This window comes from Streptomyces sp. 3330, assembly GCF_031456635.1.
Classification (GTDB): domain Bacteria; phylum Actinomycetota; class Actinomycetes; order Streptomycetales; family Streptomycetaceae; genus Streptomyces.
The window spans coordinates 1-10,617 of the sequence record NZ_JAVDVA010000058.1 but is presented as its reverse complement, the minus strand read 5'-3'; the positions used below and the strand labels follow the sequence as shown (position 1 = coordinate 10,617).

Below are 10,617 nucleotides of genomic sequence, written 5' to 3'. Positions count from 1 at the left end.
GAAGTCTTGGCGGATCTTCCGCAGGGCCCGGTACAGCCCGAATCGAATGTCGTCAATCGCCGCAGCCGTCCTCACCCTGGAGCGGCACCGCTGAAAGAGCTCAATGAGTGCCTTTCCGGGTAGCAGGCGGACCTCTTCAAGGACGCGTCACACACAGCGGCCGCCCGAGGCGTCATCCGATCGGCGTGAGAGGCCGATGATGACGGCGGCGAGGCGCACGGGCTGGCCAATGACAGCGGCGCGGTCAACGCGAGTGGAGCCCGGTCAAAAGGGACCGGCCGGGCCGCTGACGCCGGTTCGGGTTCGGCGCCTGTGCCGGGACTACCTACCGCCCGTGACCGCGACGTATGCGCAGGAAGTCTCGCGCTGGACCTTCCGTAGAATTTCGTGCTCGGCAAGTATCGTTCCACCGGCACTCGAGCGATCGATGAACCGCGACCGCTGCCGGCACCGTGACCGCTGCACCGAAGCCCGCGACGTCCGTCTGCCGATGCACGCCGGGCTCGTCGACCAGTTCAGTGTGAGCGGTCAGGCCGCAATCATCGGCAGCACGGCTTCCGGACGCGGCCATCCCACGCTCGTACGTGTCGCGGTTCAGGGTTCTTTCACTCTCCGTCCACCGTGCACTTCTAGATTCTCCATTCATGAGGGTCCTGCCCCAAGTAGCACGTACCCACCCAGTGAGCGAGGCCGAAACCCATGACTACGTCCGTTGTCTTCATTCACGGTTTGTGGATTCACTCCGTCTCGTGGCTGCCCTGGCGCCAGCTCTTCGAGGACCGTGGATACCACACCCTTGCACCCCACTGGCCGGGTGACAAAGACACCGTCGCAGCAACACGCACCGAGACCGGACGACTCCTGGACGTCGGCGTCGACGAGGTCACAGACTCCTACGCACAGGTTGTCAAGGACCTGCCCGACGCTCCGATCGTGGTCGGTCATTCCTTCGGAGGGCTGATCGCGCAGAAGCTTCTGGATCGTGGTCTGGCTGCCGGCGCCGTGTGCCTCTCGCCCGCGCCCATCAAGGGAGTCCGGGCTGTGCCGCTGAGTCTGCTGCGTTCGAGCCTTCCCGTACTCAGAAGCCCCGCCAACAAGCGCAGAGCCGTTTCACTGACAGCACGCCAGTTCACCTACGCGTTCGGCAACGCAATCTCGTCGGAAGAATCCGAACAGCTGTACAACGAGCTCACGATCCCGTCCCCGGGGCGGCCGCTCTTCGAGGCGTCGACCGCGAACTTTCGCAAGACCTCGCCGACCGCGGTCGACACCCATCGCGGCGACCGCGGACCTTTGCTGCTGATCGCCGCAGGCCAGGACCACACCGTGCCGGCCGTCGTCGTTCGAGGGGCCCATCAACTGTATGTCCGCCAAGGCGCGCCCGCAGACCTGCGTACATACGAAGACCGCGGTCATAGCGCTCCATTCGACCACGGCTGGCTCGAAATCGCAGAAGACGCACTCGCCTGGCTCGGCGAGCACGCCCTGAAGCCTTGACGGTGCCGACCGGTCACCCGGATACGGAGACAGGGTATGGAGGACTCTGAGGACCGAGGCGATCAGGGACCCAGTACGAAACGACTCCATCGCCCGGCGCCGGGCAGCGCGGCGCCGGGCGATGGAGCCCAACACTCCAGAGATCCGGTGGCGTCAGCCCTCTGTTGACGCGGGGCGTATCAGAGTCCGTATTCGAGAGGGCAGCCGCTATTTGTGGGCCACTTCGGTATCCGACACTGTCGGGCGGGCGGGCGAACCACCCATTTGAGAGCTGCGTGAGTTGGTCGGCCGCAGAGGTCGGCGCGCATCGATTTATAATCGAACAGCCCGTGCATGGCAAAAGAAAATACCTCACTTTTATGCGCAGTGAAAAGCAGTCAAAAAATTGATACCTTCGCAAGAATTTACCCCGGTCACCGGGTAAGTTAAAATTATCAAAATCGAGGAAATATGTTTCATGTGCTGAACGCGACAGAGTCCGCAGCCTCAATCAGTCTTGTGCTGCTCGGCTCGGGCGGTGGCCGGCACCGGGGAAGCCGAGCAGATGACGAGTGCCGTACACCGGGCGGTGCCACGGCCCCCGGCAGCGGCCGCCACCGCAAGTGCGATCGTGCAATCCAACCCAGCCCGGCCTTGGACGAGGAAGGCTCTGTCGGGCAAGAATCCCGTGCCGCCCTTTGAGTGTATTCTCCTCGCTCTGTGCCGCCCGGCAGGGTCAGTACGAGCGCACTGTGGGCGCCGACCGAAGTCCAGGCCGTGTTTTCGCCTGATGTCTCGTTACATCATTCACCTGCGAGGCCTTGCAGCGGTCGAGGGCACACGACTTCTCGACGTATCGTTCCCACCGGCATGAGCAGCCCCCCCGCTGTCTCTGTCTGTGCCAGGCACGGTAATTGCGGCAGCCTTGGGGACGTAGAAATCTCTGGCAATAACAGGCTTAGGAGGCCTATCCGTTGGCGTATTCTCAGTACGAGCAGTGCGTTCTGTGGGCCTGGGCTGTATACGTGGAATGAATTTCCGCACCTGGCTTAGCAATCCATTGAGGTCCTTTGATACTCCATTCAAAGTATTATCCATCGCGGTTCTGGCGCCCAGCAATGTATGCGTCTCTTCGCGAAGTACTTTTATGAAGGATTCTGCGTTTTTGCGCAGACCTCCCACTGCCTCCAGGTTGCAATGCTTCAACCTGGAGACCCCGACCTCATGCCGCTCGTGAAAAATCTCGGCTTGCTGCATGACATTGTTGCGCGCGGTTTCGGTGACTGCTTGCAAAGTACTCATTGCGGTATCAATCGTTTTTTGTGCATTGCTCACGCCCTCAATGACTGCAATAACCGTCTCTTCCGGTGCATGTCCGGCTGCACCATGCAGGCGAGAAATTTTCTTGTCGATATATTCCGCATCGAAAATCTTTTTGTTCTCTTGGAGCCAGTGACTTGCCTGCCTGTCGACGGCCTTGTGAATTTTCGAACTCACTGCGGCGGCCAGTTCTGTCGAGTACTGTGCGAAGTCGTTTACTGCTCGCGCCATCTCCATCGGTGGGGCCACGCTGCTCGGCATCGATGAATCAATCGGAGTGGGACTGGTCAGTTCTTTGATAATCCCGTTCACCTCGACGGGTCTCCCGTCGAGGTCGTGTGGTTTCCGGATCCTTTGATCGTTCCTCCATGCGCGAATATCGTCGGCTATCCTCTGTTCAAGGTTTCGCATTGTTCTCGTTCCTTTTCTGAGGGGCGCAGATGACGCCGATCCGGGAGACGATGTCCGTCTCTTCATCAGACGTCTGTAGAGCCTTTCGGGTTCAAAGGGTGACCATCGGTCCCGACATGGTTCTCACATCAGTCCCTGATCAGGGGGTGATCCGGCAACGGGTCCGTGCCGGATGCAGACCACGACCGCTTGGGCGGGTTTTGATGGCCCGAGGCGGCCACCCGCAGCGGCTTCGCATCCCCCGCCCACTTCTCCCACCGTTTCAAGCCGCGTTACGGACTGCGCGCCACCGATCTGCTGCGCGCATCTTGCACGCGGGTATCCCCCTGAAGAGGGTCGCAGCCATGCCCGTGGCGCCGCGCGAGGGCGCGGACAGCCGAACGTGTACAGCTCCGCCGCGCCCGCACAGGCATACCAGCAACGCGACCGGCCGGCTGCCTTGCGATGTCGGCGCAACGCCACCGGCCGCACGGCACGCGCTCAATGCCGTCGGGCGCAGCACGATGTCGAAACGAACCCGGGACCACGAGCGCTCTCACAGGTCGCGGTCGTCCGGCGTGGCAGTGCCCGCCGACTGACACAGGAAGTCCTGGACCAGCGACTGCTTCACCCCGAACACGCAATCCCTCGTCGAGTAGTTCGTCTCTGCGGACGAAGATGTGCGTCACCAGCGTCCGCTGCCCGGGCGCACTCACCATGAAGTGCAGATGCGAGGCCCGCATGGGCGAACGGCCGACAGTCGAGCGACCGCGTGATCTCGCGCAAACGAGGGTCAGAGCAGCCGTCGAAGGACGGCAGCACCCGCCGAGTGACCTTGGCTTCCGTCTCCTGCTGCGCGGCTGACACCGGCGTACCGGAAACGGTGCGCTCGCTCATCGGGGTTCAGTCCCTTCCCAGGTTTCGCGAACCAATCCGGCCAGCCCCTCGAGCGTGACGCGCCTCGGATTGCCAGCCGGCGCGGCGGCCACGACGGCCTCGGCCACCACACCCTCCCGCGGAATACCAAGAGCACGCAGGGAGCGCGGCGCACCCAACTCGTCGCGGAGCCCCGCCAGTCGTCCCTCGACAGCACCAGGGGCACCGAACGCCTCGGCCAGACGCTGTTCGACCCACCCGGCGAAAGGGCGCGTGGAGCGCCAGGACATGAGGCAGAACCACGGCGTGCGTCTGAGCGTGAGGCAGGCTGAACATGTCGCCCAGTACATGACACGTCTTGTGGCGCAGACCGGACCCCGCCCAGGCGAAGGCCATGGCCGACAAGTAGGCCCCGTTCGGCGTCTGCTTGCGGCCCTCCAGCGTATCCGGCTCCTTCATTACCAGAGGCAGTCCGACCTCCAGCGCCCGAACCCCTTCCACGGCGAGGGCCTGATTGATCGGATCCGTACGCGGCGCCCATATCGAGTTCACGCAGTGCGCGAGCGCGTATGAGGCCCGAGGCGACACTGAGATCGGTGGGCAGACCGAGCGTCAGCGCAGTGTCATAGACGACCGCTCGCGGCAGGACGCGCACGTCCGTGCCGGTGGTCTTCACGCCCTTCTTGGTCAGCCCCCGCACGGCGGTAGCCTCCGAACCGGCATAGGTAGTAGGGACGGCGAGGTTCGGCAGCCCGGTGCTCAGCGCGTCCGCCTTGGCAAGCCCTGTAGTGGACCCGTCACCGACGCTGATCACGAGGTCAAGCCCATCCAGCAAGCCGTCACGTATCGCATCACGGTGAGAGAGACGAGTCGCACCGAACTTCTGCCGAGCCGCGTCCGTAGTACCAGCAGAACTCTCGACAAGCCTGTGTCCCTTATGGGCAGGCTCCTACAGGGCAGCGGGTCGGGGCTGAACCCGTCACGCCATTATCACGGACAAGGGAGTGCCGATGCGCAATTTTGCGAAAGTCATAAAGAATTTCGAATTTGAAAGGGATGCGAACGGTCGTCCTCTCATACCGAGTACGAGTTCCCCGAATGGTGACGTAAAGGCTCTTGCGCGACTATTGGTCGGTGCACGGGTCGACCACCTAGGTGGCGTTGACAGGAACCTTGATCATCATCAGGTGGAAAGCCTTAGGGAAAAGGGTTTCTCCATCGTGGCGCACGGAGAAAGGCAGGCTTTGGCGCACGATACGCAGACGGAGTCTGAATATGCGCGCCACGTGAAGGACCTGGCAGTCGCAGCCTTCATCAAAAGTTATCCTTTTGGCGACGACGGCTACGGGCGCCCCAAGCTGCCACCCAGTTCTCATTATGTAAATGGCATCGATGTCGGGCAGATCCTGTACAGAGCGAAATTGCGTGCAGCAGGGAAAACGGATCCGAATTATGTTTCGTTGCTGCCTGAGTCAGCAAAGGCCCTGAGGGAGCGAAATTTCAGCGTGATTTCGATCGGGGATAAACTGCTTCTGTCAGAGGACACGCCCGTGTCTGGAATGCCGACCGCTCACATTTCAGGTGCGACTCACCCCTCCATTCCTCAAACCCGCATCTCCGCCCCGGTTGGGCCCGATCCTTTCATGTCCTCCCACTCGGGGCCCGGCTCCGTACCCCCGGTCCAGCAGCGCTACCCGACGGCGACGCCTGGAGCGGGTCCATCAATGCATGATCCGGTAGCTCGGCCTGCCCCCACGGCTCTCGCCTCGGCCTCTGTCTCTGGTGTCCTGCAGTCGGAGCACCATTCTTTGCAGCAGTGGGCTCTATCGATGCAAAGTGATCATAATATGCGCTTTGCGGCAAGAATGTATTACACCCGCCTTCATGTATCGACAGAGATTCCTGAGCAAGACGCTTCGCGTCCGCCCTACCATGAGTGGGGCAGAGTACAGCCGCATCTTTGGACGCAGCCTCAATCCATGCAACTGCTCAGTGAATGGCGAGAAGAGTTGAAGAGGGATGCAGCGTCTGACAGGGTGCTGCTGGATTATGTGCAAGTTGTTCAGCAGCGAAGTGCGGCGCGCCCGGCATATGGTCAGGCGCCCCAGCGCGAGGAAGCTGACTCGCGGCAGCAAGATATCCATAGGCAGGCACAGCCGACGGCTCCCGGGGCGCCGGCCTACGCTTCGTACGCGGTAATGCTGGCGGCCCCCTCACCCTCGGGCCCTACCCCCATTTCGGGAACTGGAACATCCCAGCCGCAGTATACCTATGGGCTGGCGGGTGGAGTGCCGATGTGCGGGCCCAGCAGCACAGAAAGTTCCTACGGTCAGCAGCACGCTCTGCGGCGCCGGTAAGGCAGGAAACGGTATTCCACGGCTGCGGTGTCGTCGTATTTAGCCATCCGCTGCGGGCCCGTTCACCGCGGGCCGCCCTGGACGGCGGCGGGTGAGCCTCATTCCTGCTGTGCCGGAGGGGGACGTGGGCTGGTCACCTTGTGTGGTTTTGCCGCCAACGCTCAGGCTGAGGCTCTGGTTCGGCGGTCGCGGATCGTGCTGGTCTGCCGGCGCCGGCACGACCCGCTCACGCAGATCGCCGCCGGCTTCGGGATATCCGTCGGCACCGCCCACGCGAACGTCACCGCCGCGGCCGGCCGCCTCGCCCGCCGGGGCCCCGGCCTGCCGCGGCTCCTGCGGGAGACCGATCCCGAGCACGTCCTGCCCGACGGAACCCCTGCCGCGTGCGACGGCGTCGGCGACAGCCTGGCCGACTTCTCCCACCAACACCGCCGCCACGGCGTGACCTTGCAGGTCACCGCCGAATCCCGCAGGCAACCTGCCTCGGGGAACATCGGTACAGCGGCTATCGGTGAAAACGATCATGGTCCGGTTGTGAGGGCGCTGATCCGGTTCTCGTACTCGCGGCGGGCCTTGCGCTGCCGAGGACCGCCGCGAGGTGGTGTTTTAGCCCGTCTAGGTAAATGGGAGCCGCACTTGCTCGGCCTCCGCCGCGCCCAAGCGGTGCCCGGTGGTGCACAGCGAGACGATCGCAGGGACTAGGTCTCAGCCGACCTGACCATCGACGGCGACCCGAGTCGCGATGGGAAGCACACCGTGGCTGTGCTGTCGCCACGAACCCAGAAGGATCACCGACTGTGGATTTTCCGCACATCTCCGTACCTGGCTCCGGCCAGCTCCATGCCCGTCTGGCCACCTCGCTCGGCGACATCGTGATTCGCCTTGAAGAGGACCGCGCGCCCGACACGGTCAGGAACTTCGCCGGCCTGACAACAGGCGCCATCGACTGGAAGGACCCCAGGACGGGGGCGTCGATGCAAGGCGTTCCGATGTACGAGGGCACCCGCATCCACCGGGTCATCCCCGACTTCATGATCCAGGCCGGAGACCCCCTCAGCCGCTACCCCGACCAGGCCAGCCGGTGGGGCACAGGGGGCCCCGGCTACAAGTTCGCCGACGAGTTCCACCCGGAGCTGCGCCACAGCGGCCCCGGCGTGGTGTCCATGGCCAACTCCGGTCCCGGCACCAACGGCTCCCAGTGGTTCATCACCCAGGGCGCGACACCCCACCTGCATAACAAGCACACCGTCTTCGGCCAGGTCGTCACCGGTTAGGACGTCGTCAAGACGATCGCCAACGTGCCCACCACGCGGGACCGCCCCGACTCCGACGTCGTGCTGCAGACGGTCGTTCTCTTCCGTCAGTAGGCCGGGCCGGCGGGGGCGCCCCTGCGTGCGGCCGCGGAGAACACCGGTTCAAGGGTTAAGGCTAAGCCGGTGATCCCCAGCAAGTTCTCCGACCCATGACATGCCATGGTCCTCCGCGCCGACATACACGCCCACCGGCCCTTGCCCGACTCCTCAGGGGCCAGCCCGGCCACCCATGCCCCCGTTGCGGAACCGAGCATCGACCTCGCTGGCCGACAACCAGGACGGCCCCGCGGACTGTGGATCATCGTTGGGTGAGAAGAGAACCGAAACGCCTCTGGGTCCGTAGTAGCTGAACAGAGCCTCCGTGAGGGCCAGCAGAAGAAGATGACAGAGGAGGATACAGCTTCTATGAGGATCCAAATTGCTGTGCATACAGAGGTGGAGATCGACCCGGAGAGCAGGAGAGTGCAGGCGGCACGCGCAGAACGCGCGGCAGACACCTATCGCACCCGTGACGCTGCCTCCATTGATCGCTTCCGGAACGTGTTCGATCGCAAGTTCGGGAACCGAAGGCATGCAACGTTCCGCTCAGTAGCTCCCTCCCTGAACCGCGTTCCCATCAGAACGACTCCCTTCAGCGAGCTCATCCCTGCCTCGCTGCAGATCAGTGACCCGCAGGTAGCCAGACGGGATCGTGAGCGCGCGGCCGCACTGGCTCGCCTGGAGGGCGGTCAGACGCCGCCGACCGGCGCGACATTCGTGCGTGTTTCAAGCTCCGTGAACGGATCCGCCGTAGCGGCTGCTGCCATTCTAAAGCCAGTCACCGAGGGCCTGGTCTCGCAGAGCGACAGTACGGTATCGTCCGGCCCCGTCCTCCCTGGTCGAGCTGAAAAACGGCGTGACCTACGAATGCGATAAATATACAAACACTGCAGTAGCTCGCCGTGTGGCCCGAAAAGACTAGATCGGAAGTCCGGAAAACCGTCAGGCCCTCTGTGGGGCAGCCTGGCAGGAGTCATCCTTGGCTCGCTCCCCTTCCCGCCGCATTCAGGTCGAACTCACCTCATTACAGTGGTCACGCAGAGCTGGATGCGCCAGCTCGAAAACAAGAAGCTCCTGACCGGGGCAATAGGATGATACCTTTCTGTTGCCGAAGCTGATTATCCTGGAGAAGTGCCGGTGTGCACACGGTCATCAGCCGAACCGCCGGAGTGAAATCAATCACTTTGGGCCGCGCATAGCTTATTACGGAGCGCGATCAAGGGATCATTCCCCGTTCGCCGTGCTGGCAACTTCAAGAATTTAGTACCGATTTCTATGGACAAGAAGGCGCGCATGAATATCGTAATCGGCCGTCGAGTCGTATCTGCTCTCGTTGTGACCGTTGCTGGGATGGCAATGACAGCGTGTGGACCGGGGAATGGAGACGCTGGCAGCACTCCTAGGCCTTCGAGGGGCGGTGTTGCTGATTCGAGTGCGGAATCCCTCGCATCAAATGGTGAGCGTGACAAAATGCAGGGTAGTGGGACGAGCGAAAATTCCGCACGAGATGACTCGGATGCCAGTACGTCGCAGGGAGATGGAGATTCTGTAGCCCGGTGTGAGGCGGGCAACCTGAAGGTCACTATAGAAAACCGTGAGAGTGGCGGCGGTATGACAGATTTCCAGCTTTTCTTCCAGAACACCGGCGGCAATCCGTGCTCACTCACCGGCTTCCCGGGGGTTTCATTTCGCGGACGTGACGGTGTGCAGATCGGGGACGCCGCATCTCGCGATGCGAGTTCCCCGGCGGCAAGGGTCACACTGATCCCGAACGGTCACGCTGTCGCGGAGGTACAGGCCCGCAATGGACAGTCCGGCCTGTCCGGACCTGAATGCCAAATCAAGAGCGTTGCTTTCCTTCGCGTGTACTCACCGGGTTCGAAAGATCAGTTCAATATCCCGCTCAGCACGAGCGCATGCAGCAACCACTCCGCACACGGCCTGCGCATAGGAATTGTCCACTCTGAACGATGACATCCGCCAAGCTTCGTCAGAGCGGTCCCTGACCGATGAACATGCGTAGCCAGCCAATTGAGTCGGTCCTGCCGTTCCAAGTAGAGCAGGCCGCGGCGTCCCCAGATGGGCCGCTGATACCTGCAGAAGATGCACCAGACCTCAGCTGCCGTGCTCGACCGGTACCTAACTGTCGCGGACAGCGCCGGCCAGGCTGCGGGCGGTCTGACGAGTTGGGCCGCGGCGGAGAACAACCGCGGCCCTAACGACCTCGGGCGCGGTTGGCCGTGTCATATCGAAGGACGCGGATCCGTCACCCGGTTCACACCATAGAGTTGCTGGGGCCGGGTGACGGTCTGGTCGTGTGAACGCATTCCGGTGACTGTCTGGGCGATGTCGCTCATGTGTTCGCGGCGGCCGTGGTGGCGGACTGGCGTCAGTTCTCGAGGTGGGTGATGCCGCGCTGGACGTGGATGAGCCGTGAAGAGCGCGCTGTGCGCTGGAGCTCGTGCCATTCCCCGTACCAGGTGAGAGCATTCTTCTTGAACTCGCGATGTGCTGGTGTCATCACGCGGCCGCCGCTCAGAGCGGGCAAGCCCCGGTAGCCGGCGTCCGTGAGGATCGTCATGAACGGGCCGTCGGCCATGAGCCGGGCGGGCCCGAGCTGTCGGGCCCGCGTGGCCCGCAGCCGGTCGGTCGCAGCCTCCGGGTGTCCAAGCTTGCTTGATCCTCTTCGTGCCGCAACGGCCCCACCCCAGCGACGAGTTCGGCGATCACCTTCGACGACTGCCCGGTGATCTAGGTGTACTGACCCGTGAGGTTGGGGACGCGGCTGGCGGGTGGTTGGCCTTTCAGCGCGGTGTGTCCGCGGTGGTGATTGTAGGTGTGCAGCC

Annotated in this window: 5 protein-coding genes and 4 pseudogenes; 5 read left to right on the top strand and 4 right to left on the bottom strand. The window is 62.9% G+C overall.

Annotation, left to right across the window (positions count from 1 at the left end; translation table 11 throughout):
• Window positions 1-94, top strand: a pseudogene (locus J2X68_RS39875) (IS5/IS1182 family transposase); the annotation flags it as partial.
• 605 nt (window positions 95-699) lie between these two features.
• Window positions 700-1,497 carry an alpha/beta hydrolase gene (locus tag J2X68_RS39870; protein ID WP_310437504.1) on the top strand — a complete coding sequence of 266 codons (798 nt, stop codon included), beginning with the start codon at window positions 700-702 and terminating at the stop codon, window positions 1,495-1,497.
• Between the two features lie 786 nt (window positions 1,498-2,283).
• Here J2X68_RS39870 and J2X68_RS39865 read toward each other — a convergent pair.
• The 3 genes and pseudogenes from J2X68_RS39865 to J2X68_RS39850 form a co-directional block, all read right to left on the bottom strand.
• Complete coding sequence (locus tag J2X68_RS39865; protein WP_310437503.1) at window positions 2,284-3,108, bottom strand: hypothetical protein; 825 nt, start codon at window positions 3,106-3,108, stop codon at window positions 2,284-2,286.
• Between the two features lie 981 nt (window positions 3,109-4,089).
• A complete protein-coding gene (locus J2X68_RS39855; protein WP_310437502.1) occupies window positions 4,090-4,614 on the bottom strand; it encodes an iron-containing alcohol dehydrogenase in 525 nt (174 codons plus the stop codon).
• 79 nt (window positions 4,615-4,693) lie between these two features.
• Window positions 4,694-4,876, bottom strand: a pseudogene (locus J2X68_RS39850) (maleylacetate reductase); the annotation flags it as partial.
• A gap of 1,741 nt (window positions 4,877-6,617) precedes the next feature.
• On the opposite strand from J2X68_RS39850, the pseudogene J2X68_RS39845 reads away from it, so the two are divergent.
• The 3 genes and pseudogenes from J2X68_RS39845 to J2X68_RS40450 all read left to right on the top strand — a co-directional run.
• Window positions 6,618-6,875 (top strand): annotated as a pseudogene (locus J2X68_RS39845) (IS5/IS1182 family transposase); the annotation flags it as partial.
• Window positions 6,876-7,231: 356 nt separating this feature from the next.
• A pseudogene (locus J2X68_RS39840) lies at window positions 7,232-7,786 on the top strand (peptidylprolyl isomerase).
• A 1,260-nt stretch (window positions 7,787-9,046) separates the two neighbouring features.
• Window positions 9,047-9,745, top strand: coding sequence for a DUF4232 domain-containing protein (locus J2X68_RS40450; RefSeq protein WP_399041961.1), 699 nt, complete (start codon window positions 9,047-9,049; stop codon window positions 9,743-9,745).
• A 415-nt stretch (window positions 9,746-10,160) separates the two neighbouring features.
• Here the strand turns inward: J2X68_RS40450 and J2X68_RS39835 are convergent, their stop codons facing one another.
• Entirely contained in the window at window positions 10,161-10,352 is a 192-nt protein-coding gene (locus tag J2X68_RS39835; RefSeq protein ID WP_310437501.1) for a hypothetical protein, read from the bottom strand.
• Window positions 10,353-10,617 lie beyond the last annotated feature (265 nt).

Excerpts from the sequence above, each read along its gene's own strand:
- J2X68_RS39835 (WP_310437501.1), bottom strand. The coding sequence starts at position 10,352 with ATGACGATCCTCACGGACGCCGGCTACCGGGGCTTGCCCGCTCTGAGC.
- J2X68_RS40450 (WP_399041961.1), top strand. The coding sequence starts at position 9,047 with ATGGACAAGAAGGCGCGCATGAATATCGTAATCGGCCGTCGAGTCGTA.
- J2X68_RS39870 (WP_310437504.1), top strand. The coding sequence starts at position 700 with ATGACTACGTCCGTTGTCTTCATTCACGGTTTGTGGATTCACTCCGTC.